Genomic DNA, 26,804 nt, shown 5'->3' with positions numbered 1-26,804 from the left:
TCACTTACAACTCGTGTAAATAACTATTTTTGGGTAAACGTAGTTAACTAAAAAGGGTTTTTAGACGAACTGACGTTAGGAGTAAGCCATGAAAACGAAGAAGCAATGAATAAAACTTTAATGAATTTAATAAAAATTAAAACATATAATTTATTTTGGCTAGTTGCTTTAATAATACTAATGATTGGATTAATTCAGGATCATTTTGAAGATAATACTTTCGATATAAATATACATGATACATATTTTGTAATTGCACATCTTCATTTTGCTATCTTTTTGAGTTTAACTTACTATCTGATAGGACTTGGATATTGGATTGTTCAAAAAGCCATGAAGAGAAAACTAATTAATGTATTGACGATAATCCATTCCGCAATCCTTAATGGAAGTTTTTTAGTTTATTGGTTAGTAATAGGCTATAGTAAAGCTTTTTTAGAAACTCCTTTTCCCTTATTCGACAATTATCAGTTAATCAATCAAACACTTGTAATTCTAACTATATTGATATTATTAATTGGCCAACCGATTTATATTATAAATTTAACAATAGGAATTTTTAAGAAACAGAAAAAGGCCTACTCCTAACACACGCTACAAGCAAGCTGGGACGTTATAAGTAAGCCATTGAAAAATTGTAGAAAAAATGAGTAAATTAGGATGCGTATGCGGAAATACGATTGTCGACCAATGTGATAATTTAGACAATAAGGCTTATTTTATTAGAGACCAAGATTACGAAAAATCTGAAAATTATACTGAAGATATTGAATCGTTTATTAATGCTGTGAAAAATGACAGTCGTGATAAATGGACAGAAAAATATTTTGGTTCTGAAGTGTATAAAAATCTCTCAAACTCAACAGTAATTCAAGACATAATCAGTCGATACAAATTGAAATACGAAAGTACAATGTATCAATGTAAAAATTGTGGAAGAGTAAAAATCGAAAAAGGAACAACAAATATTTTCACTTCATTCGAAACCGAAAATGACCAAAGTATGGATATTTTTAAAGTAGTGACCGAAAATGAAAGCTAATAAATCTGGCCTACTTATAACAGCCGTTACATACCATTTGCTCATTTAGTGCAAAATAGAAACAACAATTTTCATAAATTCGTTTTTTCCTAGCGGAAAAAACTCAGCTTCAAAACCGCAAACGGCTTGTAGCGCCCAAACGTTATGCGGGAGTTGTGCCGAAATTACGCACAAGAAATCAATTAGAAGACAAAAATTTGTTTCCACAAGAAATTTACAAAGCAGAAGCTTGACAGTTGGAACTTTCCAGCGGAAAGGTGAAAAGTGGAAACTAATAACAAATAGAATCTCAAAAAAATGCACATAATTTTAATTATTTTACCACTATTATTTCAAATTATTTTTGGCAGAAAAGCTATTGGAGGCGATATTAAATTGAGCTTTGGGGCGGTTTGTTTAATTAGTTTTTTAAGTCAAATCCTATTAACGATTTCTGCTTTTAAGCTAATTGCATATTATCTTGAAAAGAATAATAATGCTTGTGGAATGCCATTAGTTGGACTTGTAATGTTGTCGTTACTTTTTTCAGTAATCTTATTTATAACAATGCTTTTTCAAGACCGTATTAAAAAATCATATGAAGATGATGAAAATGATAAAATTGAGGATGAAGAGGATAAAATAGAAGATTATGGAAACGAAGAAGATGATTTTTAAAAAGGTGAAATTAATTGAAAACAAAAATTAAAACTACCATCAATGAGTTTGGTTTTTCTCTCTGGTGTTCGTTTGCAACGAGTATCTACATAAATTAAAAGATAAATTGTAGCATTTGTAATTCGGCTATTAACACAAAAGTTCATTATAAATTATAGAGAATTCATGTAAACAGGCGTGTTACGAACGCTTTATTCCCTGCTTTTAACAACTTCTTTAAAAGGTTTTAATGAGTATACAAAAGAAATTTAACAAAACATCTCAAGAAAATTTTGTTCTTTTTGAATATTAAAATTTCAGATTATGAAGCTTGAATTGAACATACAGGACAAAAAATTGAAATTAATCCAATGGCTTTCTACACTGGAGGATTCAACAATTATAGAAAAAATTATTGCTTTGAGAAATAATAAATCAAAAGATTTCTGGGATTCCATTTCTGAGACTGAAAAAGAATCTATCGAGCAAGGCCTGAATGATGCTAATTCCGGAAAATTAAATTCTCATTCAAGCGCAAGGAAGCTATATAAAAAATGGCTATAAAACTACAAATCCAATTGATATAATTCAATCCTATCCTAATGACAATCAGGATTCCCCTGTACAAACAAACTCATATTAGATGGGGAAACATACGGAATTCCTAATCCTAAACCTCTGAGGATAAATAAAACTCCAATTATCACAGCTACATAAGGAATTGCTTTTTGAATTTTATTTCGAAAAGGCAGTTTTAGTAAAGAATGAATATACACCACAACGGTCATTAAAGGTATAGTTCCTAATCCGAACAAGAGCATATACAAAATGCCAAAACCGGCGCTTTGCATTGCTATGGCTCCAAATAAAGCTACATACACCATTCCGCAGGGCAGGAAGCCGTTTAATAATCCAATGGTGAAAAGAGATTTGTAGCTTTTGTTTTTAAACTGACTTCCTAAAGAAGATTTTATGTTTGAAATCACTTTATAAACCGGTTTAGAGAAATTGTATTTTGAAAAGATTCTTTCCGGAATCAAAACGGCTGCAATCATAGCCAAACCAATAAAAATCGACATTTTCTGTTGTAATCCAACCAGGAAAAAACCTCTTCCTAATAGTCCAAAAATTAATCCGATTGTGGTGTAAGCGGTTAATCTTCCCAGATGATAGGTAATAATCTGCGTTACTTTTTTGGCTTCATTTTGATGGTCAACCGGAAGCATCATCGCAATTGGGCCGCACATTCCGACACAATGCAGACTACTGATAAGACCTAATATAAAAGCTGAATACAACATTATTTTTTATTTTTTGCCACAGATTTAATAATTAAAATGATTTTTAAAATCTGCGTGCTAAAATTTTCACGCAGATTCAGCAGATTTTGCAGATTCTGAAATTAAGAATTAGTGTTTATCCTTTAATTAACGTAAATCACTTCTTTCGAAAGGTATTTTTTCCCTTCGTACTGCCATTCCATGTTGACATCCCAGCGTCCTTTTACCAATTTCTTTTGCGGAATAAGCAAAGTTGAATTGGTCAGGGCAATTTGGGTGTTAAAATCAAACTTTTTATTTGAAGGACGGTACAGTAAAACGTTTCCTTTTAGTTTATTGCTTTCGAAAGTTTCAGGAAAAGTGATTTTTACTCCGTCTTCCACATATTGAATCGAAGGCTTGTACTGTAAATCATGTGCGTTCTGAATTCGTGCCATCTCCTCCTGAAAATGCGAATCGTGCTTGTAATATTCTTCTACAACCAAATCGTTGTCGTATTTACTGTTTGATTGCACTTCAAAAACAAAATATAAAATAAAGGTCATAAACAATCCGAATGCTATGACAATTCCTGTTCCCCAATTGATTTTCATAATATTGCTATTTAAATTACAACACATAGAATGATAGTTTTCATAGCCTAAAAAAGGCGTTTCACTTACTTCAAAACACATAGCTATGTGTGAAAACTAGTTTTTTCTAAAACCTTTTTATTCAAATTTAAATCTATGTTTCTATCTGTTACTATTTTTTTAATTATACCTAAAACAAGTTTGTTGTTTAATTAAAACTTCTCGGTCCTAAGAAATTTGTAGTCGTAGTTTCTAGTAATTCCTTACCGTTGTACACACCGATTTTTACTTTCGTTTTATCGCTTTCCAAAAGGGCTTCATTGATTTCGATGAATAATGTTCCCTGCGAAATTCCTTCTTTTGCTACTTTAAAATGCTGTTCACCAACTTTGCTGATTTCTCCTTTCTGATCAATCAATTCAAAATGAATATCGCTGTAATCTTTTATTGTCTTGTTTACAATTTTATAAGTGTAAACATTACTTATTTTATCGCCTTTATGCTGGAAAAGCTGTCCCGGTAGGCGTAAAATAATTGCTTCGACATTGGTTCTTAAAAACAGCATTCCGACAAAAACACTCAATAAAATAAATAAGACTGCTGTATATCCTTTCATTCGAGTGGTGAATTTAAAAGGCTCTTTTTTCTCTATTTCATCTTCAGACGCATAACGAATCAATCCTTTTGGCAGACCAACTGAGTCCATAATCGAATCGCATTCATTGATACAGGCAGTACAATTGGTACATTCTAACTGCGTTCCGTTTCGAATGTCGATTCCCATTGGGCAAACATGCACGCATTGATGACAGTCGATACAATCGCCTTTCCCGGTTAAAGCTCTGTCTTCTTTTTTATTGAATTTGGCACGACCCTGCTCTTTTTCGCCACGAACAAAATCATAGGCTACATTTATCGATTTATTATCTAAAAGTACCCCTTGTAATCGGCCATAAGGGCAGGCAATAATACAAACCTGCTCACGAAACCATACAAAAACAAAATAGAAAACGCTGGTAAAAATCAACAGTGCTATAAAATTACCTGCTTGTTGGATTGGTCCCTGTTCTATCATCAAAAACAAGGTATCACTACCCACTAAATACGCCAGAAAAACATTCGCAATTCCAAAAGAAATCAGAAAAAAAACAAACCATTTCGTGAGTCTTTTTCGGATTTTCTCTGCGTTCCATTCCTGTCTTGCTAAGCGTGATTGTGCGCCACGATCACCATCAATCCAATATTCAATTCGGCGGAAAACCATTTCGAGGAAAATCGTCTGAGGACAAATCCATCCGCAAAATATCCTTCCGAAAACAACGGTAAACAAGATGACAAACACAACCCCAACAAGCATCGAAATCACAAAAAGATAAAAATCCTGCGGCCAGAAAGGGAATCCGAAAATATTAAAACGACGTTCTATGATATTGAACATCATGAACTGGTTTCCGTTAATTTTTATAAAAGGATTAGCAATCAGAATCCCCAATAAAATATAACTGACTATTTTACGATACTCGTAAAACTTACCAGACGGTTTTTTAGGGAAAATAAATTTTCGTTTTCCGCCTTCATCAATAGTTCCAATGGTATCTCTAAAAGCTTCGTCTGGTAAATTTGACATGGTAATTATTTTTTAACTGCTGTACTATCTGTTGTTTTGTTTGCTGCACCCTCTTTTTTCGGAGCGCTTTCGTCTACCCAAACTTCTCCTTCAGCTTCTTTGGCATCTTTTGGATTACTTCCCTGTAAAGACAAAATGTAACTTGCCACTTTTTGAATTTCTTTTGGTTTCATACCATTTGTTTTCCAGGAAACCATTCCTTTTCCGTCACGTCCACCATTAGTAATTGTATGGAAAACATTTTTAATTCCACCACCCAAAATCCATTTATCATCTGTTAAGTTCGGACCAATCTGACCTCCTCCATCAGCTCTGTGACAAGCTGCACAATTGGTGGTAAAAATTTCTTTTCCGGCAGCTAAACTTGCCTCATCCGTAAGCAGAACTACTGTTTTTTCATCCATCAGGTCCGGAGCCGTTTTCAGGTATTCTTCTACCTCAATTTTTGCCTGAGCCATTTCCTTTTTCAATTCCATTTCCTGATTGTCACCGCCAAGAACATCAAAGTAAAAAACATAAACAACGCCAAAAGCTATACAGATATAGAACAGAATCACCCACCATGGCGGTAAATTATTGTCCAATTCTTTGATTCCGTCATAATCATGATCCATCAACAAATCACCTTCTTTTTCAATTGGTTCTGTTTTGGTAAGCTTGTGCATCAGGTTTTTAAACCAGGTGCTTTCCTTTATGCTCAGACTTTCTTCGTATGCCAGTTTTTCTTTTTCTTCAGGAGATAATAACTGATACATTACCCTATTAACGGCACTAAGTGTAATTTCGATAGCAACCAAAATAAAAAGAAAGACAAATAAAAAGACAGAAACCATCGGGTATTTGATAAAAGCAGGTCTGTCACCTGAGTCAATAAAATACTCCATTAAAGCAAATCCGATGAAGAAAATCAACGGTACTCTCACATATGCTGGAAAAAACTTTTTCATTTTAGCTTTCTTTTGAAATTATACTACTTCCTTCATTTAGAGGAATTTCACTCATCTCCTTAATTTTATCTTTAGTGTATGAAAACACCCAAAAACCTAATCCTACAAAAAAGAAGAAGAAAATCAGGAGGGAAAGAATCGGGTAAATTTCTATACCCGATATCGTTTCCATATTGTGTTTTATCTGTTCAAACATAATGCTGTTATTTTGATGTTTCTTTTACCTTAATATCAGTTCCAAGTCTTTGTATGTAAGCGATTAATGCCACAATTTCCCTTTCGTTCATCGGAACAAATTTCTCACCTTTTACAGCAGCTCTTTTTCTGCTTTCCTCATAACTTTTCACATAGTCAGGGTCATTTTCAAGGCTTTTCTCAATAGTAAGAGCCTGAGTTCTCAAGGTTTTCTGCGCATTGGCAACTTCTGCTTCTGAATAAGGAACACCTAATGACTTCATCGCTTTCATTTTCTTTTCAAGTAATGAAATATCCAATGCTTTATTATCAAACAGCCATTTATAGCCTGGCATAATAGATCCGGCAGAAGTACTTTGCGGATTCCACATATGATTAAAGTGCCAGTTGTCATTGTACTTACCACCTACTCGCTGCAAATCAGGACCTGTACGTTTTGATCCCCATAAGAATGGATGATCATACACAAATTCTCCTGCTTTAGCCTGAGGTCCATAACGTTCTACCTCACTCCTAAACGGGCGAACCGATTGTGAGTGACAGCCCACACAGCCTTCACGAATGTATAAATCGCGACCTTCTAATTCTAACGGTGTATATGGTTTTACACTTGAAATAGTTGGAATATTAGATTTTACCATAATCGTTGGGACAATCTGTATAATACCTCCAATTAAAATAGCAATCGTAGCCAAAATTGATAACTGAATAGGTTTTCTTTCTAACCATGAATGGAATTTCTCTCCCGTAACTCTTCCGCTTCTAATGGTCTGCAATGCAGGGGCCTGAGCCAACTCATCTTCAATTCTATTTCCTGCTTTAACGGTCATGATAATATTGTAAACCAGTGTCAGCATTCCAATCAGATACAAACTTCCTCCGATAGCTCTCATCCAATACATTGGCATAATCGCTGTAACTGTTTCAAGGAAGTTTCCGTATGTCAAAGTACCATCCGGATTAAACTGTTTCCACATTGATGCCTGCTGGAAACCTGCAACATACATTGGTAAAGCATACAATATGATTCCTAAAGTCCCAATCCAGAAATGGAAATTAGCTAATTTGGTTGAGAATAATGTGCTTTTTGTCATTCGGGGAATCAGCCAGTAAATGATACCAAAAGACATAAATCCGTTCCAGGCTAAAGCTCCAACGTGTACGTGCGCTACGATCCAGTCTGTATAATGTGCAATAGCATTTACATTTTTAAAAGAAAGCATTGGACCTTCAAAAGTCGCCATTCCGTAACCTGTAATAGCTACCACAAAGAATTTCAACACCGGTTCTACACGAACTTTATCCCAGGCTCCTCTTAAGGTTAATAATCCGTTGATCATACCTCCCCAGGACGGAGCAATTAACATTACAGAAAATGCAACACCTAAATTTTGAGCCCAGTTTGGCAAAGCTGAATATAGTAAGTGATGCGGTCCAGCCCAGATATAGATAAAAATTAAAGACCAAAAGTGAATAATCGATAATCGATAAGAATAAACTGGTCGGTTGGCCACTTTCGGAATAAAATAATACATCAATCCTAAGAATGGAGTCGTTAAGAAAAATGCCACCGCATTGTGCCCGTACCACCATTGTACTAGAGCATCCTGAACACCGGCATAAACAGAATAACTTTTTAATCCTGAAACCGGAATTTCAATATTATTGAAAATGTGTAAAACCGCAACTGTAACGAATGTCGCAATGTAAAACCAGATAGCCACATACAAATGACGTTCTCTTCGTCTCAGCATTGTACCTATTAAGTTAATCCCCATTACCACCCAAATTACCGCTATTGCAATATCAATTGGCCATTCAAGTTCAGCATATTCTTTTGATGAAGTATATCCTAATGGTAATGTAATGGCTGCTGCAACAATAATAAGCTGCCATCCCCAGAAATGTAGGTTACTCAAAAAGTCACTGAACATTCTGGCTTTCAGCAATCTTTGCAGTGAATAATACATCCCTGCGAAAAAAGCATTCCCTACAAAGGCAAAAATTACAGCATTGGTATGCAAAGGCCTTAATCGGCCATAACTAAGCCACGAAATCCCATCGGTCATGTTGGGAAAAAGGTACATAACCGCCAGGGTCAGTCCTACTAACATACCTACCACCCCAAAGAGAATGGTGGCATAAATGAATTTTTTTACGATTTTGTTGTCGTAGTAAAATTGTTCCATTTCCATAATTAAACTTGTTTTTCTTCTATTGGTGAATTATTATTTTGAGAGGTGATTTTGGTTTCATCGTCGAAAAGGATTCTGACCGAGGGTGTATAATCATCGTCGTACTGCCCTGATTTGACAGCAGCTATAAATGCAATAAAGAAACAGATTGCGACAAAAATACTTACTGAAATTAATAGATAAATGACACTCATACCTTAAATTTATATTATCAAAATTACTCGGTTACAGCCTATTAAAACATGATATTTATCATAGTCAAAAAAGTATGTTAAATTTATAAAAAAATAATATAAAACTTACTTTACAGTTGCTTTAAATCACTGTTGCTTAAACAGTTAGACATCACAGTAACAAAACTCACAATTGTAATTGTACTTAAAGGCATAATAATAGCAGCAACTAATGGCAAGAGGTTTCCAGTGACTGCAAATGCAAGACCGACAACGTTATAAAGCAATGATAGACCAAAGCTCATTTTGATAATCGAAATCGCTTTATGAGAGAGTTTTAAAAAGTAATTTAAACGTGAAAACTCTGTTGCATCCAGGATGGCATCACAAGCCGGAGAAAAGACATTGACATTCTCCGAAATAGAAATTCCAACGTTACTTTGAGCCAAAGCACCAGCGTCATTCAATCCGTCGCCAACCATCATTACATTTTTTCCTTTTTCCTGCAGGTTTTTAATAAATTCCAGCTTCTGTTCCGGTTTTTGATTAAAAATAAGCTCTGTGCCTTTTGGCAGAATAGCCTCCAGATTGGCTCTCTCTCCATCGTTATCTCCCGAAAGAACTTTTATTTCATAATTTTTATTCAGAGTACTAAACAATGCTCCAAGACCATCTCTATACTGATTTTGAAAACTAAATCGTCCATAATAAATGTTACCAATCTTAATATGAAGTGCTGTTTTTTCTATTTCTTCAGTATGATTAGTACTTTCAACAAAAGAAGCCGAACCAATTTTAATTGTTTTATTTTCAAAAGAAGCCAAGATTCCTTTTCCTGTTATCTCTTCAAATTCATCAATTTTGATTTTTTTTGTTTCAGGCAGAAAATCATATAACATGCGGCTTAAAGGATGGTTTGAAGCCCGAAGCACATTTTTAATCAGTACATAATTTTCATCAGAAAGTACGTTTCCTTCGTAAACAATATTTGATTTTTTATTGGTCGTAATGGTTCCTGTTTTATCAAAAACTATAGTATCTACTTTTGCCAGCTGTTCAATCACCAAAGCATTTTTAAGATACATCTTTTGTCTGCCCATAATTCTGAGAATATTCCCGAAAGTAAACGGAGCGGTCAGTGCCAATGCGCAGGGACAGGCTACAATTAAAACTGCCGTAAAAACATTGAAAGCGGTATTTGCATCAATAAATATCCAGTAGCCAAAACCAACAAATGCAATAAACAGTAAGATTGGGGTGAAATACCGACTTATTGCATCTGTTATGGTTTTATGCTTTTGATCTACTTTTTTCTGAAAAATTTCATTACTCCATAATTGTGTCAAATAACTTTGTGAAACCGAATGCAGTACTTCCATTTCGATTACTTTACCAATCTGTTTTCCTCCGGCAAAAACTTTGTCTCCTGATTTTTTAGTAATAGGAACTGCTTCACCTGTCACGAAACTATAGTCAATTTCAGCTTTTTCGCTAATTAAAATTCCATCTACCGGAATTAATTCCTGATTTCGAATTAATAACCTGTCTCCTTTTACAACATCATAAATTGGTATACTCTCTTCAGATGTATTCGTATTAATTCGGGTAACTGCAATAGGAAAATAGGATTTGAAATCTCTTTCGAAACTCAGGAAACTATAGGTTTTAGTCTGAAACATTTTTCCGAGCAGCATAAAAAAAACTAAACTTGCTAAACTGTCAAAAAAACCCGGACCATGATCCATAAGCATATCATAAGTACTTCGGATGAACATTACAATAATTCCCAAAGCGATTGGAATATCAATGTTCAGCATCCTCGTTTTGATACTGTGATAAGCTGAAACATAATAACCGCTAGCAGAATAGAGAAAACTTGGCAATGCCAAAACAAAAATCAAAAGTCTGAAAAATGGTTTATAGCTATCCAGCCAAAATTCTTTCATTTCAAAATATTCCGGAAATGACAATAACATTATATTTCCAAAACAGAAAAAAGCAACCCCTAATTTATAAGTAAGGCTTCGGTCTAATTTTGTTTTTCCGTTTTCATAATTTTCTAAGCTGATATAAGGTTCGTAACCAATTGAACTCAGCAAATAAACAATTGATTTGAGGGAAACGATTTCAGAATTGAATGTGATTCTAACTTTCTTCTCATGGAAATTAACCTGAGAAGCACTTATGCCTAGCTGCAAACGGTTAAGATTTTCAAGAATCCAGATACAAGAGCTACAATGAATGTGTGGTATATTTAAAGAAACTATTGAAGTATTTCCTTCCTGAAATTCTAAAACTTTTGAAATAATAGCTTCATTATCCAAAAAATCATATTTGCCCTGGATATTCTGAGGAGTGGCGCCCGGAGATTTTTCAAAATCATAATAGCAGGTTAAATCATTAAGACTAAAAATTTCGTAAACTGTTTTACAACCCGTACAACAAAATTTTTTTTTATCAAAATTGATCACTTCATTTTTAGGAATTGTAAGTCCACAATGAAAACAACTCTGCTCGCTCATAATTTGTTTCTTTTTAATGCAACAAATATTTCAAATAATAAGCCACTATAAATATGACATTTATCATATGAAAATGAAATCGGATTTTAAATTTAAGAAAATAAAACAGGCAAATTACTACAACTGATTTTCTCAGTCTTTTTTCAAAATATTTTAACCTATCAAAGCGATTATTGGTTAATTTTGCAGTAAATACTTTTGCTATGAATAAATGTGATCAATGTATCGTACGCCAGCTTTCATCTTTAAAAGCACTTAATAAAGAAGAAGTTATAAAATTAGCAAATAGTAAAACGACTCACAAAATTAAAAAAGGAGAAGCTATTTTTGAGGAAGGAGAAATAACTAATGGTGTTTTTTGTGTAAAAGACGGCGTTGGAAAACTTTCTAAATTAAGCGCCAACGGAAAAGATCAGATTATAAAACTGGTAAAATCGGGAGAACTTTTAGGACAGCGTTCCATGATCAGCAACGAACCTGCAAATTTATCGGCAAAAGCAATTGCAGATATGGAAGTTTGCTTTATACCAAAATCTGAAATCATAAACTTCTTTAATAATAACAATCAGTTTTCATTAAATCTGATGCAATCGGTTTGTGAAGATTTGAAAGAATCTGAAAACGATAAAATTGCCCTTGTACAAAAAACGGTAAAACAAAGACTTGCAGAGACTTTGTTGCATTTGCACGATGAATTTGGTGAGAACCCGGATAAAACACTGAAAGTTCAACTAACAAGAGAAGAACTCGCCGGAATGATTGGTACAGCTACAGAAAGCTGCATCCGCTTATTATCTGATTTTAACAAACTGGAATTAATCGAACTAAAAGGTAAAAAAATCGTACTTAAAAACGTAAAAGCCTTAAAAAAAATGGCTGAACAATTATAGCTTTTTGGCTTCGTTCCAAAATACATCCATTTCTGCCAAAGTCATTTCCATTAATGGTTTTCCTAGTTCTCCGGCTTTATTTTCCAAATACTGAAAACGTTTGATAAACTTTTTATTGGTTCGTTCTAAAGCATCTTCCGGATTCACATTTAGAAATCTTGCATAATTTATCATCGAGAATAAAACATCTCCGAATTCGGCTTCAATTTTATCCTGATCGCCGGATTTAATCTCAACCTGTAGCTCTTCTAATTCTTCCTGAACTTTGTCCCAAACCTGATGTGGCTCTTCCCAGTCAAAACCAACACCTTTTACTTTGTCCTGTATTCGGCTTGCTTTTACCAACGCAGGTAAACTTCTCGGAACTCCTTCCAAAACAGATTTTTTTCCTTCTTTTAGTTTTAGTTTTTCCCAGTTTTGTTTGACTTCTTCCTCATCTTTAACCACAGTATCGCTATAAATATGGGGATGTCTGTGAATTAATTTATCACAAATTTCATTACACACATCAGCTATATCAAAATCATTTGTTTCAGAACCAATTTTGGCGTAAAAAACGATATGTAGCAATAAATCTCCCAGTTCTTTTTTAACTTCGTTCAGATTATCATCCAAAATAGCATCGCCCAACTCATAAGTTTCCTCAATAGTCAAATGTCTTAGGGTTTGTAAAGTTTGTTTTTTATCCCATGGGCATTGCTCACGCAGTTCATCCATTATAATCAATAATCTTTCGAAAGCTTTAAGCTGAAGTTCTTTGCTCATTTTGAAGTTTTTTTTGGTAACCTAATAGTGTAAAAGTAAAAAATCCTGTCAAGAAAATATCTTAACAGGATTAATTATTTGAATGTAAAATTACTATTCTTCTTTTTTAGCTTTTGCTTTTTTTGCAGGAGCTTTTTTTACCGGCTCTTCTACAGCGATTTCTTCAGATGTTGAAGTTGCAGCCGGAGCTTCATCAGTAACTAACCCTTTTGCCTGAAGCATATTATACCAATTTAATACTTTTTTAATATCAGATGGATAAACTCTTTCTTCATCATACTCTGGCAAAATTTCTTTAAAATAAGCTGTTAATTTTGCATTATCTTCTTTATGAGAAATTGCCTGACCCTTATTTTCCTTAACAGCGATATGCTGCATTACTTCTGTTAAAGGTTTTTCGCCTTCGTAAGTATAAATTGAAATTTCAGACAATAAACTTACATTGCTTTTTAAGTTAACAGTGATTTTTTTTCCGTCTAATAATGATTCTGCCACAAAACCTGTACGCGTTTGCACTTTCAATACATATAATCCAGGTTTTCCTGAAATGGCTAAAATTTTGTCTAAATTCATGTTTATTAAATTAGTATTAAGAATTTTGGGTGTATTATATTATCTTGCTTTTTTAGGAGATGCAAACTTCATTCTATACTCCTGTGATGTCTTCCCTTCGGTAATGTTTTTTAATTTTTTCTGAATCAAACGTTTCTTCAAAGAAGATATTTTATCGGTAAACAGGATTCCTTCAATATGATCGTATTCGTGCTGAATAACCCTTGCTACCAAACCGTCAAAAACTTCGGTTTTCATTACAAAATCCTCTTCGCAATATTCTAGTGTAACAGTAGGTTTTCTGTATACATCCTCTCGCACATCAGGAATACTTAAGCATCCTTCATTAAAGCTCCATTCCTCGCCTTCTTCTTTAACAATTTTAGCATTAATAAAAGTTTTTTTGAAACCTTTTAAATCTTTCTGCTCATTAGAAGGTAAATCTTCATCATCGCTAAAAGGCGCCGTATCAATAACAAATAATCTCAAGGCCAAGCCAACCTGAGGTGCAGCAAGTCCTACGCCGTAAGCATTGTACATGGTCTCGTACATATTTGCAATTGTTTCTTTTAAATTTGGATAATCTGGTGTCACTGACTCTCCCACTTTTCTTAAAACAGGATCCCCATATCCTACAATTGGTAAAATCATTTAGTTTATTTTAATTTTTTTTATGTTTTAAACCTCTTCCGATTCATCGAAAATCAGGAGGCAAAAATAGTAAAAATTAGTCAATGACAGTTTTAAAATGTATATTAATCTCATTTTGCCTGCTCATCAAAATCTGAGCTATAATTATGCCAAATTAACTCTTACAATTCTTACCTTTGTCTGTAAACCAGTTTCTATGCTAGACCGTATTACAAAATTTACCAATAGTACTTCTTTTTTAAACGCCACAAAAGTAACGATAGCCTCTGTTATCCCTGTATTGATTTTGAATTTTTTAGACCTTTTTGAAATTGGTTTTACCATAGCTTTAGGTGCTTTTTATACTTATCCGAGTGATATTCCGAGTACGTTAAGTCATAAAATAAAAGGACTTATAGTTGCTTCATTTATTGTATCAGGAGTTAACCTTTTAGTCAATTTTGCCTATCCTTATCCTGTTTTATTTTATCCTTTTTTAGTTTTTCTGCTTTTTTTATGTTCCATGATTTCAGTCTATGGGCAAAGAGCTACTTTGGTTTCCTTTTCTGCCTTAATCTCAATTTCCTTATCATTCGGACATATACACGAAGGCTGGGAGGCTTTTGCTTATTCTGGTTATATTTTCATCGGGGGAATTTTATATTTAATTGTTTCTCTTATCTTCCATTTTATACAGCCTTATAAATATATTGAGCTTGAAATTGCTCAGGGAATTAAATTAACTGCAAAATATTTAAAACTAAGAGGTGATTTATGGAGTCCTGAAGCCAACCGAAAGACAATTATTGAAAAACAATTGGGTATTCAGGTAGAACTAAATGAGATTCATGAAGATTTGAGAAAAGTGCTTATTGGTAACCAAAGCAGTTCAGCAACCAGTCAAAACCGAAAGATGTTATTGGTATTTATTACGCTGGTTGAAATTCAGGAACTGGCTTTGTACACTTCTTTTGATCATAGTAAAATTCATGAAAAATTCGCCAAACACCCTGATGTAATAAGAACGTATCAGAATGTAGCATACAAACTGGCATCAACTTTAAAGAAACTTTCTAAAAATGTACACCATATTGCAGTATATGTAGATAAAAATGATTTAAAGAATGAGCTTGATGCCCTTGAATTTGCCATTTTTGATTACGAAAAAACATTAGGAAAAGAAGAAGCTGCTGAAGGGGTTCTGATGCTGACCAATATGCTGAAATATGCTAAAAATCAGGTTGGAAAAATCAAAATTATACAAAGGGCATTTTCACTGGCAATGCAGTCTTATAAACTTAAGGATAAAGATAAAGAACTCGAAAAATTCCTGACACCACAGTATTATCCTTTACGTACACTCATAGAAAACCTGAGTTTTTCATCATCAATCTTCAGGCATTCAGTACGATTAACAATTACCATTTTAATTGGATTTATAGTCGGGAAATTTCTCCCTTTTCAAAATGTATACTGGATTTTATTAACTATTGTTGTGATCATGCGTCCGGGTTACGGCTTAACAAAAGAACGTTCCTATAATCGTATTTTCGGAACAATTTTAGGAGGTTTACTGGCTTTTGGAATCGTCTCTTTGATACAAAACCATGTCCTTTTGAGTATTTTTTCAATTATCTGTATGCTTTTGGGCATTTCTTTTGCACAAGCCAATTACAAAATCAGTGCGACTTTTGTAACGATGTATGTCGTTTTCATTTACGGAATTTTAGTTCCGAATGTTGTAGAGGTAATTCAGTTCCGAATACTTGATTCGCTTGTAGGAGCAATTTTAGCCTTTCTCGCCAATCAGTTTTTATGGCCTGCCTGGGAATTTATCAATACTCCAATACATATTGAAAATTCGATTCGTGCCAATCGGACTTATCTTAAGGAAATTGCTGATTTTTATAACAAAAAAGGAGAAATACCAACTTCATACAGGCTAGCCAGAAAAAATGTTTTTATCGAAATAGGCAATTTAATGACCTCTTTTCAGCGTATGATGCAGGAACCTAAATCAAAACAAAAAACGCTTCCATTGGTCAATAAGCTGGTAGTTTTAAATCATTCTCTGCTTTCTGCTCTGGCATCTCTATCAACTTATATCCAGTCGCATCAGACTACATCAGCATCGGAATCATTCAATTATATCATCAAGACCATTCTGTTGAATTTAGACCATTCTATTTTAGTTTTAAAAAACGAAGCTATCCTGACTGATACTTTTTTTGATAAAGAAGATGTGACTCTGCAATTTGAAGAACTGAAACGTAAAAACTTTACCCGTCTCGCAACAGATGAAGATCTCGACAAAGAAACGCGCCAGTCCAAAATGCAGGAAGCACAAATGGTCATTGAGCAATTAATCTGGATGAGTAATCTGGCCGAAAAAATATTAAAAATCACAAAAGACTTTAAAGCAACAAATCCGGATTAATTCATCCGGATTTGTTTTTTTTATAGTGAAAATTATCTTTTAATATTAGTTTCTATTCAGCTTTAAAACCTCAGCAGTCTGCTTTCTAAGTTCTTCTAAAAGTTCGGGCTTGTCGTTTAAAGTCTGCTTGTAAGAAGGAATCATTTTTTTCAGTTTCGCTTCCCATTCTGGTGTATTGATCTGATCTTTAAAACATCTTCCAATTAAATCTACCATAATTGAAACTGCTGTAGAAGCTCCCGGAGATGCTCCTAACAAAACAGCCAGAGTTCCGTCTTGTGTATTAATTACTTCGGTACCAAATTCTAAAACACCACCTCCGTTTTCACCTTTTTTGATCACCTGAACACGTTGTCCTGCCTTTTCCAAAACCCAGTCCTTAGACCTTGCACTTGGCAAATATTCGCGTAAAGCTTTTATTCTGTCTTTTGGAGACTGACGAACCTGTTCAATTAAATATTTAGTTAACGGAATATTGTTGTATCCTGCAGACAACATCGGAATTAAGTTGTTTGCTTTTATAGATAATGGTAAATCAAGGTATGAACCATTTTTTAAGAAACGAGTTGAAAATCCTGCAAAAGGACCAAAAAGCAGTGCTTTTTCACCATCAATTACACGAGTATCAATATGTGGAACCGACATTGGCGGAGCTCCAACACTCGCTTTTCCGTATACTTTTGCCTGGTGTTTAGCAATAACTTCCGGATTTGTGCATTTTAACCACTGTCCACTCACAGGGAAACCTCCATAACCATGTCCTTCCGGCACATTTGCTTTTTCTAACAACGGTAAAGATCCTCCTCCGGCACCAATAAATACAAATTTAGTATAGGCTTTTCTTTTTTGACCAGACTCTAAATCAGTAATTTTAATTCTCCATGATTTATCTTCACGCTGTCTTATTTTTTTCACCTCATGATTAAAATACAAAGACACGCCGTCTAATTTCTCTAAATAATTAAACATGCTTCTGGTCAAAGCACCAAAATTTACATCGGTACCAATTGCCACTGTAGTCGCAGCCAGTTTTTCATCAGGCTGTCTTCCTTCCATTACAAGAGGCATCCACTGTTTTAGCTGTTCAAAATCAGTACTAAAAAGCATATCTGCAAATAATGGGTTAGCCTGCAAAGCTTCAAAACGAGTTTTAAGATACTGAACGTTTTTATCTCCCCAAACAAAACTCATGTGAGGCACACTTTTAATAAAGTTTTCAGGTGAAGGAACCTTATTTTCCTGTACTAAATACGACCAAAACTGACGCGAAACCTCAAAAGCTTCCGCAATACTTATGGCTTTTTTAGGATCTACAGAACCATCGGCCTTTTCAGGGGTGTAATTTAATTCGCAAAAAGCAGAATGTCCGGTTCCGGCATTATTCCATGCATCAGAACTTTCGGCTGCAGCAACATCTAATCTTTCGTAAATTTCAATCTTGATATCAGGTTGTAATTCTTTCAAAATTACTCCGAGTGTAGCACTCATAATTCCAGCTCCAATAAGCACTACTTCACTATTGGAACGTATTGTATTGTCAGGCATAACAGTATTATATTTTAAAATGCAAAGGTACTTTTTATAATCCCAAAAAAAAACTAATTTTTGAAAGATAATAGTTAGATAATTACATTTTTTTCTAAATAAAGTGAAATTTATAAGCCTAAAACCTAAAAACGATTAGAAGAAAGATAGTCCTGAAGCATAATCGTTGCGGAAATTTCATCAATCAGTCCTTTGTTCTGACGCTGCTTTTTGCTCAATCCACTATCGATCATGGTCTGGAAAGCCATTTTTGAAGTAAAACGTTCATCTACTCGGACTACTTTCATATCTGGAAAAATATTTGAAAAGTGAGTCACAAAACCTTTTATAACGGATGCACTTTCTGATGGCTGGCCATTCATTTGTTTCGGCTCACCAATTAAAACCGCTTCCACCTTTTCTTTCGCAAAATAAGCTGTAAGGAAATCAATTAAAGTATTCGTTGGAATCGTAGTCAAACCCGAAGCTATAATTTGCATTTCATCAGTAACAGCAATTCCGGTACGCTTTTGTCCGTAGTCTATAGAGAGAATTCTTGGCATTTTGTAATTTTAATCAAAGATATAAAGGATATTTTTAAAAAGTTAAAGAGAATATTTATGTTTTATAAATCCGAAAACTGAAATAAAATTTTCTGGCTCATTAATAAAATAAACAATCACATAACCTTTAAATATATAATCTCTTATCATTTCGTTATTGAAATATCTAGATTTCTTAAAGTAAAAAGGATTCTTAAGATCTTTTTCAATATTACGCAGTAAGTCATTTTTAAATTTTCTGGCAGCTGCTGGCTTATCTTTTGAAATGTAGTCAACTTGTAAATCTAAGGCTAACAAAAATTCTTCCTGTAGCCTAATTTTCATATTTTGAAATTGTTTCTTCAAGTATTGCGTCCACTTCTTCAAAAGTATAAAATTTTGCAGTTCCGTTTTTAACCTTAGCATAGGTCGCATTCAATTTCTTCTTGTTCTCCTTAAAGTCATGGTCAAAAAGAATATCTTCTTCAACAATTTTCAATTCATCAGAAGAAAATGAACTCAATAATTCTAAAATTTTCTCTTTAATTTCTGATTTAAACTCTAATCTAATCGCTTCCATAATACTTTCATTTACAATACAAATATAAAACTTTTCAAACTTTATTTCCCTTATTCAGCATCCCAATTCTTAGTAATAAAGGAAATTTCACTTTCTTATCATTATTTCCCCAGGAAAATTTCAATTCATCATAAATCAAATCAATTGGATTTTGATTGTTTTTTGAAATATAATGCTGAACTGAAGACCAGGTCTGAAGATATCCAATAAGTGTTTCAAAATCCCATATAAATTCGTTACAGAACTTATTTGCCGAAATTTCATCAAACGGAAAGGGAATAGTTTCGTAATTTTCATCCAGATACTTTCGTTCAGCATCCCAATAAGGCCCGACAATATCATAATAAAAATGTCTCAGGATTTTATCCGAATCAGAGTTGGTAGAAAATAATCCATAACCTATTACAGCAAAAACACCTTCGGGTTTTAATATTCTGTAGATTTCTTTATAAAACACATCAAAATTAAACCAGTGAACTGCTTGTGCCACAACAATCAAATCAAATTGCTGATTTTTGAAAGAAGTTTTCTCTGCAGATTCTTTACTGTAAATTATATTTTCAGCCCGAATTGCATTATCCAGTTGTTTTTGACTAATATCAGTTGCAAATACATTTTCAAAATAAGCAGAAAGTTTATGGGCTACCTGACCGTTTCCTGTAGCGAGATCTAAAGCAGTCGATTTATAATCAACAAATGAGACTATATATCGAATCATTTCCTCCGGGTATTGTGGTCGAAATTTTGAATAATCTACTGCCTGTTTTGAAAAATTATCTTTCATGATACTTATTTTAAATTGGTATCCTAAAGTTATGACCTTTTTACCTAACTATATCTACCCAAATATTTAGACTGCAAAAAATCCGCTCTGAAAAATTCAAAACGGATTTTTAACCAAATTTAAAACAACTAAAAAATTAATTATTAAAAGTATTACCTACCAAATAACCTTTTAAAAAAACCTTTTCCCTCTTCTTCGTCTTCTTCTTTGAGTTCATATTGAGCAAATTTTGACTGCGCTTTTTCATGCTCATAAATCAACTCCTTAATATACTCAATATAACTTCTCTTTTTTTCTTCCAGGAATCCGATTAAATATTTTTCACTGAACTCGACACCGCTGGCAGCTTCAATTTGCAGCAATTTTTTATAAAGAGGCTCAATATGCAATGAAACAACTTCCTGAGGAACAGCCTGTCTTCTTGCAAAATAATTTACAATTACACCGTTTTCATCCCTTGCAATATCAAAATCTGTAATTACCCAGTAGTATCTTCCCGATTTCGCTAAATTTTTTACAATTGCATGAAAGTTTTTTCCTTGTTTCAGATTCTCCCAAAGCACTTTAAAAATAACTTTTGGCATATCCGGATGACGAATAATATTATGTGGCTGCCCCATTAGTTCATAATCTTCATAACCACAAACATCAACAAAAACTTCGTTGGCATATTCTATAATACCAAAAGCATTTGTTTTACTCATAATTACTTGCGTTTTGTCCCACGTGACTTCTTTGTCAATAACTGCAGTTCTGTTTTGAAATTGATTCTCCTGATTCATTTTTCGGCTTGATTAATTTAAAACTATATTTCAATTCCTTAATTTGTCTCAGGAATTATTGCGCAAAATTAATCTGAATAAAAATCATGAAATCTGATTTTTATCATGAAATAATAATAAAGAAATTGCATTTTCAAAAACATTTCAGTTTATCATAATCCTTCAAATTAAAAACAAAAAGTTATATTTATAACATTTTCAAATTGATTTGCCTTTTTGATTTTATTCAAATGCGCTATCTTTGCCAAAAATTTAAACATTATGAGTTCTTTACAAACTATAATTGAACAAGCTTGGGAAAACAGAGCTTTATTGCAGGAAACAGCAACTACTGATGCTATCAGAGAAGTTATCGAATTATTGGATGCTGGAAAACTTCGTGTTGCCGAACCAAAAGGTGACGGATGGCAGGTAAACGAATGGGTAAAAAAAGCAGTAGTAATGTACTTCCCTATTCAAAAAATGGAAACATGGGAAGCAGGAGTTTTTGAATACCATGACAAAATGGAATTGAAAAAAGACTATGCTACCAAAGGAGTTCGTGTAGTTCCTGGAGCTTCTGCGCGTTATGGCTCATTTATTTCAAGCGGTGTGATTATGATGCCTAGCTATGTAAATATCGGGGCTTATGTTGATGCCGGAACTATGGTTGATACCTGGGCTACTGTTGGTAGCTGTGCTCAAATTGGTAAAGACGTTCACTTAAGCGGTGGAGTTGGTATCGGAGGTGTTTTAGAGCCATTACAGGCTGCTCCTGTTATCATCGAGGATGGTGCTTTTATCGGTTCACGTTGTATCGTTGTAGAAGGAGTTCACGTAGGTAAAGAAGCCGTATTAGGAGCAAATGTATGTTTGACTGCTTCAACAAAAATCATTGATATTACAGGAGATGAACCAGTTGAAATGAAAGGTTTTGTACCAGCACGTTCTGTTGTAATCCCTGGAAGTTATACTAAAAAATTCGCCGCAGGTGAATATCAGGTTCCATGTGCTTTAATTATTGGTACACGTAAACCATCTACAGATTTGAAAACTTCATTAAATAATGCGTTACGTGAATACGACGTAGCAGTATAATTTAAATTTCAATATTTTAAAATTCCAAATTCCAAAATCATGATTGGAATTTGGAATTTTTATTTTAAAACTAATCTTAATTGATTTTTTTTCCTTCAATTTGTACTCTCTTAAAAGATTCGATTTCTATATGAAGATACTTGTAATTCAACAAAAAATGATTGGCGATGTGCTCGCGACTTCAACAATTTGCAACACGTTAAAAAATGAATATCCAACAGCACAAATAGATTATTTAATTTATCCGTTTACCAGTCCGGTTGTTGAAAACAATCCAAATATTGATAATCTTATACTTTTTACTGATGAGGCTAAAAAAAGTAAAATTGAACTTTTGAAATTTTGCCTTAAGATCAGAAAATCAAAATACGATATTATTATTGATGCTTATGGAAAGCTTGAAAGCAATATGATTGTGGCTTTTTCCGGAGCGAAAACAAAAATCGGTTTTTATAAATCTTACACTAATCTTATTTACACAAATACGGTTAAAGAACTCTCTGTACCTAAAACAACTGCGGGACTAGCCTTAGAAAACAGAATGCTCTTATTAGAGTCTTTTGATCTGAAAAAACCGCTAAAAATCAAACCTGAAATCTTTCTCAAAGAATCTGAAATTGAAAACGGAAAACAAATTCTGATTCAGAATCAAATTGATTTCTCTAAAAAAATATACATGATAGGTGTTTTAGGAAGCGGAAAAACAAAAACCTATCCAAGCACATATATGGCCCGGCTTTTGGATAAAATTGTTTCGGATACGAATGCTACATTGTTATTCAATTACATTCCATCTCAATTAAAAGAAGCCCAGGAAGTCTTCAATTTATGCCTGCCTGAGACACAAAAAAATATCAAAATAGATATTGTTCCAAAATCCATCAGGGAGTTTTTATCCATTACCTATCACTGTGATGCTTTGATTGGTAATGAAGGCGGGGCTGTAAATATGGCAAAAGCATTAAACAAGCCAACATTTACTATTTTTTCGACCTGGATTAAAAAAGAAGCATGGAATAGTTTTGATGACGGAATAAAAAACGTTTCAGTGCATTTGAAAGACTTAAAACCTGAATTATATGGTAAAAAATCTGCCAAAGAAATGAAAAATCATGCTATGGATTTGTATCAGGCTTTTACACCTGATTTAATTATTCCGAGTTTAGAAGAATATTTGAAAACTAATTAGAATCGATACCGATTGTAGTTTTTACAACTTTATTCTTTTTGGTATTTTCCCTTATTGCGAAGTTTTTCTTCCATGTTGCTTCATTTACATAACCCCTTGCGTGATCTAAATGCACCACAATAGCACTATAGCGGATTTGTTTAGACTTAAGGCCTTTATTAAAAAGTCTTTCGCCTAATTCTCTATCCTGTCCTCCGTACTGCATTTCCTGATTGAAGCCGTTTATAAAAACCAGATCTTCTTTCCAGCCTGATGCGTTATGTCCGTTCCAGGTTGCTTTTGTAGGAGTTACAGCATTTAGAAATTTAGCAAGGAAACCTGAAGCCGTCAATTTAGAATTTTTGAATGATTTTTTTAAACCATTCTGAATAAGCCATTTTACATCAAAACAATTCTGCGATAGAATATCATTTTTGGTAATTGCCTTTGAAATACTCATCGGCAGCATAAAATAACCTCCTGAAAGAAAATATCCTTTTTCTCTGTATTCCAAATGAGTTGCTACAAAGTCTTTCCTCGGAATACAGTCTCCATCTGTAAAAATAAGATAATCTGAACTGGAAGCTATTATTGCCTTATTCAAAATCTGTGATTTCTGAAAACCATTATCTTCCTGCCATACGTGTACCAACGGCATCGAAATCTGAGTTCTCAATGAATCCAATAATTCCTTTGTTTTCGGCTTTGAACCATCATCGGCAATAATAATTTCGAAGTCGGTTTCAGTCTGAATACTAAAGCCCCAAATAACTTTTTCAAGCCATTCCTCGGCATTATAAGTACTCATTATTACAGATGCTTTTATATTTTTATTGGTATCGCCCATTATTTTTTCCAAAATTTTAATGCTTTTTTTATACGCTTTTTGCGATGAAACTTATCCCTGAAAGCTTCTGCTCCAGTTATCATTACTTTTAAAACCTCATTATAAGAAGCTCCGTAAAGTTTAGCATATTCGTCGCTCATCACTTCAACAATCTTTCTGTTTGGGGTTAATTTTGAAAAGTTCAGAATTCTTTGGTTCAGACTCATTTCTTTATGAAATTTCATTCTGTTCAAATCAACCAGAAAAAAGGAATAAGAACCCGCAGGATTTTTTTTAATTAAAGTATTACCGGGCGTATGATCTAAAAACTCAATTCCGTTTTGATGCAGATTAAACGTAAATTTGGTAAACTGCCTCAAAATTATTTCATGATCAGGATAATCAAAATCATTAGTTAATTCCCTAAAAGTCAAATCAGGATAAACTTGTTCACAAACATAATAGCTATCCAAAAGCACTCCCTTAAAATTCTCAAAATAAGCTATTGGAGCCGGAGTACCTATTTCTTTTTCAACAAGAATATTGGCAAATTCATAAGAACGACGGGCTTTTGAAGGTCTGAAAAAAGCATAAACTATTTTGTTTATAAAATTCGGAACCTTAAAAGATTTTACATTGAGTGTTATTTCTCCTAAATCAAATGTTTTGATTTTGTTCCTCTTCCCATCAACAAACAGCGTTCCTTTTGTTTCATAATTTTCTATCGCATCCTTTATTTCCTCCTTTTTGCTTAGAAAATTATGATGATAAACTTCATGCATTTGATCCCTTTTTATGTTTTTTACAAAAGTAGCGATTTGAATTTTACCCTTCAAATAATTAATTTAATTTTACACACAAAGTTATTTAGTATCTCATAAAAATTCACAAATGTTCGAACACTATCTCATCACCCGATTTAATCTTAAAAATCCTAATTGGGATGTAACCAAAAACAACGAGGAACTCCTGACTGATGCATGGATGGAAGACAGAATGTGGCTCTTTGAAAATTTTTGCCTGCCATCTGTTAAAGCACAAACCAACAAAAATTTTACATGGCTAATTTATTTAGATATTACAACTGCAGAAAAGTATAAAAACAAAATAATCGATTTGACTTCGGATACAAATAATATCAAACTGTTTTTTATTAACGGAATGAATGAATTTTATCCTGAAATACAAAAAGCTGTCTCTAACGACAAGCCTTACCTTATTTCTACGCGAATTGATAACGATGATGTTATCAGCCGGTTTTTTATAGATGAAATTCAGAAAAAATTTGCTTCTCAGAATTTCCTTGCAATAGATGTTATCAAAGGATATTCACTTCAAATAAAACCAACTTATATTTTAGGTAAAAAAGAACATGTTTTCAATCCTTTTATAAGCCTTATTGAAAAAAATGAAAATCCAAAAACAGTCTGGTTTAACGACCACACACAATGGAAAAAAGAAAGCAGGATTATTCAGGTAACCGATAAAAGACTTTGGATGTCAATCATTCATGAAAAAAACAAAGTCAATGAATTTGATGGTTATGACAATGTAAAATGGCAGGATGTTAAAAATGAATTTATTGTTTCTGAAGAACTGGATAATTTAATAACTCAAAAAATCATACCCTATAAAGACTGGTATTTTTTGAGTTTAAAAAACATGCTGTATGTCAAAATGGTTTTATCCAGCAAAAAAATAAAAAAAGCACTTGGACTCTACAAAATAAAATAAGTTCAGATATATCATTGATTTACAATAAAAAAACCGGCTATAAAATTATACCGGTTTTTTTGTTACTTCAATATCAAATTCAAACAAAGTGATTAATGGAAAAAACCAGTAATAAAATTAAATTCTAATGCTTTTTTTCTGCAAAAAAACTTAAACCATTGACCAAAATTTTTCAATAACAAATATTCTCTGGATACTTGCAGGTTAGATTTTACATTTATATACTTTTTTATATCTTCAAATCGTCTGGTAGGCAAATAATCCAGTTTTCTCCACCTTTTCGGATTTATATAATAAAAGTCCTCAAATTGATTATAATTTGTTTCATTTACCGTTACCCATTTTTTAAGAAAATCTTCATTCACTTCATTATTATGTCCCCAATTCTTGAGTTTACACACAAGCTGTTCTTCGGTTCTGGCAATTGATTCATGCAAAACTAAATTGTCAAAATAAATTGTCCTTTCGTTGGTTCGTCTGGCACATTTATAATTAGGATAATTAGTAGCAAAAACAGACTTCATTGGTTTGTCAACAAAAAGAGTTCCTTCTTTTGTATACTTATAAATAATCAACCAAAAACAGGCAAACTGAATTTTATTTTTTTCGGGTTCATCGAGATAATGATCGTACTTTCTTAAATTTGAAACAAAACTCTCAAAATCAATAAAATATTCATCACTGTCTATCTGAATCAACCAATTTCCAATACCCATTTTCAAAGAAAGCAAATGACGTTCTCGTGTATCGTTTTCAATTGCTGTTAGTTCCGGAATATAGAAATTATCTCTATAAAACTCAATTTTATTATCAACATCAAATTCTTTCAACCATTCATAGAAAGAATTATCTACAACAAATTCATTTCCTGACCAGGTTAGCTTATTACTATCTTCAGCAATAAAAATCTTATCTGCCGCTTTATAAACAGGCGGAATTGACAGTTTTAGCTTTTCATAATCATATGACAACAGAAAACCTACGTGAATTTTCTTCATATTATTTATTTTTTAATAAACAAATTGAGAATATCAAAAAATTATTTCACAACTCTGAATTATAAAATTGACAATGACAAACTGCAATCTGCATAATTAATTAAACGTGTTTTTAGTTAATTATGTTGTGCTTCATCTGTTAATATTTATAGGAATTGCTTGATAATTTAATCGATTTTAAACAAAATTATTAATATTTATACAACAAACACTTCAAAACAAAGCTTCTATTTGAAAGAACACTTGTTTGTATATAAGAGCCTAATTTCTTTGAATGGTTGCGTAAATAATACTATTTTTTTGTAGATTTTTTTGTAGATTTTTTT

General features: G+C 33.1%; 29 protein-coding genes. 9 read left to right on the top strand and 20 right to left on the bottom strand.

Annotated elements, in window-relative coordinates; translation table 11 throughout:
* Positions 1-105: 105 nt before the first annotated feature.
* From GWR14_RS21430 to GWR14_RS21415, 4 genes are all read left to right on the top strand, one after another.
* Complete coding sequence (locus tag GWR14_RS21430) at positions 106-588, top strand: cbb3-type cytochrome c oxidase subunit I (protein ID WP_163411190.1); 483 nt, start codon at positions 106-108, stop codon at positions 586-588.
* A 58-nt stretch (positions 589-646) separates the two neighbouring features.
* Positions 647-1,042, top strand: a complete 396-nt coding sequence (locus GWR14_RS21425) for a hypothetical protein (RefSeq protein ID WP_163411189.1) — start codon at positions 647-649, stop codon at positions 1,040-1,042.
* Positions 1,043-1,339: 297 nt separating this feature from the next.
* Positions 1,340-1,699 carry a hypothetical protein gene (locus tag GWR14_RS21420; RefSeq protein ID WP_163411188.1) on the top strand — a complete coding sequence of 120 codons (360 nt, stop codon included), beginning with the start codon at positions 1,340-1,342 and terminating at the stop codon, positions 1,697-1,699.
* Between the two features lie 303 nt (positions 1,700-2,002).
* Positions 2,003-2,242, top strand: a complete 240-nt coding sequence (locus tag GWR14_RS21415) for a hypothetical protein (protein ID WP_163411187.1) — start codon at positions 2,003-2,005, stop codon at positions 2,240-2,242.
* A gap of 35 nt (positions 2,243-2,277) precedes the next feature.
* Here GWR14_RS21415 and GWR14_RS21410 read toward each other — a convergent pair whose 3' ends face one another.
* From GWR14_RS21410 to GWR14_RS21375, 8 genes are all read right to left on the bottom strand, one after another.
* A complete protein-coding gene (locus tag GWR14_RS21410; RefSeq protein WP_163411186.1) occupies positions 2,278-2,979 on the bottom strand; it encodes a sulfite exporter TauE/SafE family protein in 702 nt (233 codons plus the stop codon).
* Positions 2,980-3,101: 122 nt separating this feature from the next.
* The gene (locus GWR14_RS21405) at positions 3,102-3,551 is read right to left on the bottom strand and encodes a FixH family protein (protein WP_163411185.1); all 450 of its coding nucleotides are present in this window, start codon (positions 3,549-3,551) and stop codon (positions 3,102-3,104) included.
* Between the two features lie 187 nt (positions 3,552-3,738).
* Complete coding sequence (ccoG, locus tag GWR14_RS21400) at positions 3,739-5,157, bottom strand: cytochrome c oxidase accessory protein CcoG (protein ID WP_163411184.1); 1,419 nt, start codon at positions 5,155-5,157, stop codon at positions 3,739-3,741.
* A 5-nt stretch (positions 5,158-5,162) separates the two neighbouring features.
* The gene (locus tag GWR14_RS21395; RefSeq protein ID WP_163411183.1) at positions 5,163-6,104 is read right to left on the bottom strand and encodes a cbb3-type cytochrome c oxidase N-terminal domain-containing protein; all 942 of its coding nucleotides are present in this window, start codon (positions 6,102-6,104) and stop codon (positions 5,163-5,165) included.
* A 1-nt stretch (position 6,105) separates the two neighbouring features.
* Entirely contained in the window at positions 6,106-6,300 is a 195-nt protein-coding gene (locus tag GWR14_RS21390; RefSeq protein WP_163411182.1) for a CcoQ/FixQ family Cbb3-type cytochrome c oxidase assembly chaperone, read from the bottom strand.
* A gap of 7 nt (positions 6,301-6,307) precedes the next feature.
* Entirely contained in the window at positions 6,308-8,494 is a 2,187-nt protein-coding gene (gene ccoN, locus GWR14_RS21385) for a cytochrome-c oxidase, cbb3-type subunit I (RefSeq protein ID WP_163411181.1), read from the bottom strand.
* Between the two features lie 2 nt (positions 8,495-8,496).
* A complete protein-coding gene (ccoS, locus tag GWR14_RS21380; protein ID WP_089052370.1) occupies positions 8,497-8,688 on the bottom strand; it encodes a cbb3-type cytochrome oxidase assembly protein CcoS in 192 nt (63 codons plus the stop codon).
* A 110-nt stretch (positions 8,689-8,798) separates the two neighbouring features.
* Positions 8,799-11,189, bottom strand: a complete 2,391-nt coding sequence (locus GWR14_RS21375; RefSeq protein ID WP_163411180.1) for a heavy metal translocating P-type ATPase — start codon at positions 11,187-11,189, stop codon at positions 8,799-8,801.
* Positions 11,190-11,392: 203 nt separating this feature from the next.
* On the opposite strand from GWR14_RS21375, the gene GWR14_RS21370 reads away from it, so the two are divergent.
* On the top strand, positions 11,393-12,079 hold the full coding sequence (locus GWR14_RS21370; protein WP_163411179.1) for a Crp/Fnr family transcriptional regulator: 687 nt from the start codon (positions 11,393-11,395) through the stop codon (positions 12,077-12,079).
* On the opposite strand, the gene mazG is transcribed toward GWR14_RS21370, so the two are convergent.
* The 3 genes from mazG to def all read right to left on the bottom strand — a co-directional run bounded on the left by mazG (position 12,074) and on the right by def (position 14,047).
* Positions 12,074-12,844, bottom strand: coding sequence for a nucleoside triphosphate pyrophosphohydrolase (mazG, locus tag GWR14_RS21365; RefSeq protein ID WP_163411178.1), 771 nt, complete (start codon positions 12,842-12,844; stop codon positions 12,074-12,076). The genes GWR14_RS21370 and mazG overlap by 6 nt on opposite strands.
* Before the next feature lie 93 nt (positions 12,845-12,937).
* Positions 12,938-13,417, bottom strand: a complete 480-nt coding sequence (locus GWR14_RS21360) for a DUF5606 family protein (protein ID WP_163411177.1) — start codon at positions 13,415-13,417, stop codon at positions 12,938-12,940.
* Positions 13,418-13,456: 39 nt separating this feature from the next.
* Entirely contained in the window at positions 13,457-14,047 is a 591-nt protein-coding gene (gene def / locus GWR14_RS21355; protein WP_163411176.1) for a peptide deformylase, read from the bottom strand.
* 196 nt (positions 14,048-14,243) lie between these two features.
* Between def and GWR14_RS21350 the strand changes: the two genes are divergently transcribed.
* Entirely contained in the window at positions 14,244-16,463 is a 2,220-nt protein-coding gene (locus GWR14_RS21350; RefSeq protein ID WP_163411197.1) for an FUSC family protein, read from the top strand.
* A gap of 45 nt (positions 16,464-16,508) precedes the next feature.
* Here GWR14_RS21350 and GWR14_RS21345 read toward each other — a convergent pair whose 3' ends face one another.
* The 6 genes from GWR14_RS21345 to GWR14_RS21320 all read right to left on the bottom strand — a co-directional run bounded on the left by GWR14_RS21345 (position 16,509) and on the right by GWR14_RS21320 (position 20,675).
* Positions 16,509-18,008, bottom strand: coding sequence for a malate:quinone oxidoreductase (locus GWR14_RS21345; protein WP_163411175.1), 1,500 nt, complete (start codon positions 18,006-18,008; stop codon positions 16,509-16,511).
* 125 nt (positions 18,009-18,133) lie between these two features.
* The gene (gene ruvX / locus GWR14_RS21340) at positions 18,134-18,550 is read right to left on the bottom strand and encodes a Holliday junction resolvase RuvX (protein WP_163411174.1); all 417 of its coding nucleotides are present in this window, start codon (positions 18,548-18,550) and stop codon (positions 18,134-18,136) included.
* Between the two features lie 42 nt (positions 18,551-18,592).
* Positions 18,593-18,874: a type II toxin-antitoxin system RelE/ParE family toxin gene (locus GWR14_RS21335; RefSeq protein WP_163411173.1), complete on the bottom strand. Its 282-nt coding sequence runs from the start codon at positions 18,872-18,874 to the stop codon at positions 18,593-18,595.
* On the bottom strand, positions 18,864-19,109 hold the full coding sequence (locus GWR14_RS21330; protein ID WP_163411172.1) for a hypothetical protein: 246 nt from the start codon (positions 19,107-19,109) through the stop codon (positions 18,864-18,866). The genes GWR14_RS21335 and GWR14_RS21330 overlap by 11 nt, the downstream gene beginning before the upstream one ends.
* A 34-nt stretch (positions 19,110-19,143) precedes the next feature.
* Positions 19,144-19,893, bottom strand: coding sequence for a class I SAM-dependent methyltransferase (locus tag GWR14_RS21325; protein WP_163411171.1), 750 nt, complete (start codon positions 19,891-19,893; stop codon positions 19,144-19,146).
* Between the two features lie 152 nt (positions 19,894-20,045).
* On the bottom strand, positions 20,046-20,675 hold the full coding sequence (locus tag GWR14_RS21320; RefSeq protein ID WP_163411170.1) for a PAS domain-containing protein: 630 nt from the start codon (positions 20,673-20,675) through the stop codon (positions 20,046-20,048).
* Positions 20,676-20,936: 261 nt separating this feature from the next.
* Between GWR14_RS21320 and GWR14_RS21315 the strand changes: the two genes are divergently transcribed.
* The gene (locus GWR14_RS21315) at positions 20,937-21,752 is read left to right on the top strand and encodes a 2,3,4,5-tetrahydropyridine-2,6-dicarboxylate N-succinyltransferase (RefSeq protein ID WP_163411169.1); all 816 of its coding nucleotides are present in this window, start codon (positions 20,937-20,939) and stop codon (positions 21,750-21,752) included.
* Between the two features lie 130 nt (positions 21,753-21,882).
* The gene (locus GWR14_RS21310; RefSeq protein ID WP_163411168.1) at positions 21,883-22,941 is read left to right on the top strand and encodes a glycosyltransferase family 9 protein; all 1,059 of its coding nucleotides are present in this window, start codon (positions 21,883-21,885) and stop codon (positions 22,939-22,941) included.
* Here the strand turns inward: GWR14_RS21310 and GWR14_RS21305 are convergent.
* Positions 22,934-23,767: a glycosyltransferase family 2 protein gene (locus tag GWR14_RS21305; RefSeq protein WP_163411196.1), complete on the bottom strand. Its 834-nt coding sequence runs from the start codon at positions 23,765-23,767 to the stop codon at positions 22,934-22,936. The two genes, GWR14_RS21310 and GWR14_RS21305, sit on opposite strands and share 8 nt — an antisense overlap.
* A complete protein-coding gene (locus GWR14_RS21300) occupies positions 23,767-24,528 on the bottom strand; it encodes a Kdo domain containing protein (protein ID WP_163411167.1) in 762 nt (253 codons plus the stop codon). The genes GWR14_RS21305 and GWR14_RS21300 overlap by 1 nt, the downstream gene beginning before the upstream one ends.
* 109 nt (positions 24,529-24,637) lie before the next feature.
* On the opposite strand from GWR14_RS21300, the gene GWR14_RS21295 reads away from it, so the two are divergent.
* Positions 24,638-25,480, top strand: coding sequence for a glycosyltransferase (locus GWR14_RS21295; RefSeq protein ID WP_163411166.1), 843 nt, complete (start codon positions 24,638-24,640; stop codon positions 25,478-25,480).
* A gap of 92 nt (positions 25,481-25,572) precedes the next feature.
* On the opposite strand, the gene GWR14_RS21290 is transcribed toward GWR14_RS21295, so the two are convergent.
* A complete protein-coding gene (locus tag GWR14_RS21290; RefSeq protein WP_163411165.1) occupies positions 25,573-26,478 on the bottom strand; it encodes a hypothetical protein in 906 nt (301 codons plus the stop codon).
* Positions 26,479-26,804: the final 326 nt, after the last annotated feature.

The sequence above is a fragment of the Flavobacterium ajazii genome (genome assembly GCF_010614725.1).
Lineage (GTDB): Bacteria > Bacteroidota > Bacteroidia > Flavobacteriales > Flavobacteriaceae > Flavobacterium > Flavobacterium ajazii.
The sequence above is the reverse complement of the archived record's forward strand: the minus strand, read 5'-3'. Positions and strand labels throughout refer to the sequence as shown.

Bases quoted from the DNA above. Each gene is read 5' to 3' on its own strand.
- GWR14_RS21430 (WP_163411190.1), top strand. From the start codon at position 106: ATGAATAAAACTTTAATGAATTTAATAAAAATTAAAACATATAATTTA.
- GWR14_RS21425 (WP_163411189.1), top strand. From the start codon at position 647: ATGAGTAAATTAGGATGCGTATGCGGAAATACGATTGTCGACCAATGT.
- GWR14_RS21420 (WP_163411188.1), top strand. From the start codon at position 1,340: ATGCACATAATTTTAATTATTTTACCACTATTATTTCAAATTATTTTT.
- GWR14_RS21415 (WP_163411187.1), top strand. From the start codon at position 2,003: ATGAAGCTTGAATTGAACATACAGGACAAAAAATTGAAATTAATCCAA.
- GWR14_RS21410 (WP_163411186.1), bottom strand. From the start codon at position 2,979: ATGTTGTATTCAGCTTTTATATTAGGTCTTATCAGTAGTCTGCATTGT.
- GWR14_RS21405 (WP_163411185.1), bottom strand. From the start codon at position 3,551: ATGAAAATCAATTGGGGAACAGGAATTGTCATAGCATTCGGATTGTTT.
- ccoG (WP_163411184.1), bottom strand. From the start codon at position 5,157: ATGTCAAATTTACCAGACGAAGCTTTTAGAGATACCATTGGAACTATT.
- GWR14_RS21395 (WP_163411183.1), bottom strand. From the start codon at position 6,104: ATGAAAAAGTTTTTTCCAGCATATGTGAGAGTACCGTTGATTTTCTTC.
- GWR14_RS21390 (WP_163411182.1), bottom strand. From the start codon at position 6,300: ATGTTTGAACAGATAAAACACAATATGGAAACGATATCGGGTATAGAA.
- ccoN (WP_163411181.1), bottom strand. From the start codon at position 8,494: ATGGAAATGGAACAATTTTACTACGACAACAAAATCGTAAAAAAATTC.
- ccoS (WP_089052370.1), bottom strand. From the start codon at position 8,688: ATGAGTGTCATTTATCTATTAATTTCAGTAAGTATTTTTGTCGCAATC.
- GWR14_RS21375 (WP_163411180.1), bottom strand. From the start codon at position 11,189: ATGAGCGAGCAGAGTTGTTTTCATTGTGGACTTACAATTCCTAAAAAT.
- GWR14_RS21370 (WP_163411179.1), top strand. From the start codon at position 11,393: ATGAATAAATGTGATCAATGTATCGTACGCCAGCTTTCATCTTTAAAA.
- mazG (WP_163411178.1), bottom strand. From the start codon at position 12,844: ATGAGCAAAGAACTTCAGCTTAAAGCTTTCGAAAGATTATTGATTATA.
- GWR14_RS21360 (WP_163411177.1), bottom strand. From the start codon at position 13,417: ATGAATTTAGACAAAATTTTAGCCATTTCAGGAAAACCTGGATTATAT.
- def (WP_163411176.1), bottom strand. From the start codon at position 14,047: ATGATTTTACCAATTGTAGGATATGGGGATCCTGTTTTAAGAAAAGTG.
- GWR14_RS21350 (WP_163411197.1), top strand. From the start codon at position 14,244: ATGCTAGACCGTATTACAAAATTTACCAATAGTACTTCTTTTTTAAAC.
- GWR14_RS21345 (WP_163411175.1), bottom strand. From the start codon at position 18,008: ATGCCTGACAATACAATACGTTCCAATAGTGAAGTAGTGCTTATTGGA.
- ruvX (WP_163411174.1), bottom strand. From the start codon at position 18,550: ATGCCAAGAATTCTCTCTATAGACTACGGACAAAAGCGTACCGGAATT.
- GWR14_RS21335 (WP_163411173.1), bottom strand. From the start codon at position 18,874: ATGAAAATTAGGCTACAGGAAGAATTTTTGTTAGCCTTAGATTTACAA.
- GWR14_RS21330 (WP_163411172.1), bottom strand. From the start codon at position 19,109: ATGGAAGCGATTAGATTAGAGTTTAAATCAGAAATTAAAGAGAAAATT.
- GWR14_RS21325 (WP_163411171.1), bottom strand. From the start codon at position 19,893: ATGAAAGATAATTTTTCAAAACAGGCAGTAGATTATTCAAAATTTCGA.
- GWR14_RS21320 (WP_163411170.1), bottom strand. From the start codon at position 20,675: ATGAATCAGGAGAATCAATTTCAAAACAGAACTGCAGTTATTGACAAA.
- GWR14_RS21315 (WP_163411169.1), top strand. From the start codon at position 20,937: ATGAGTTCTTTACAAACTATAATTGAACAAGCTTGGGAAAACAGAGCT.
- GWR14_RS21310 (WP_163411168.1), top strand. From the start codon at position 21,883: ATGAAGATACTTGTAATTCAACAAAAAATGATTGGCGATGTGCTCGCG.
- GWR14_RS21305 (WP_163411196.1), bottom strand. From the start codon at position 23,767: ATGGGCGATACCAATAAAAATATAAAAGCATCTGTAATAATGAGTACT.
- GWR14_RS21300 (WP_163411167.1), bottom strand. From the start codon at position 24,528: ATGCATGAAGTTTATCATCATAATTTTCTAAGCAAAAAGGAGGAAATA.
- GWR14_RS21295 (WP_163411166.1), top strand. From the start codon at position 24,638: ATGTTCGAACACTATCTCATCACCCGATTTAATCTTAAAAATCCTAAT.
- GWR14_RS21290 (WP_163411165.1), bottom strand. From the start codon at position 26,478: ATGAAGAAAATTCACGTAGGTTTTCTGTTGTCATATGATTATGAAAAG.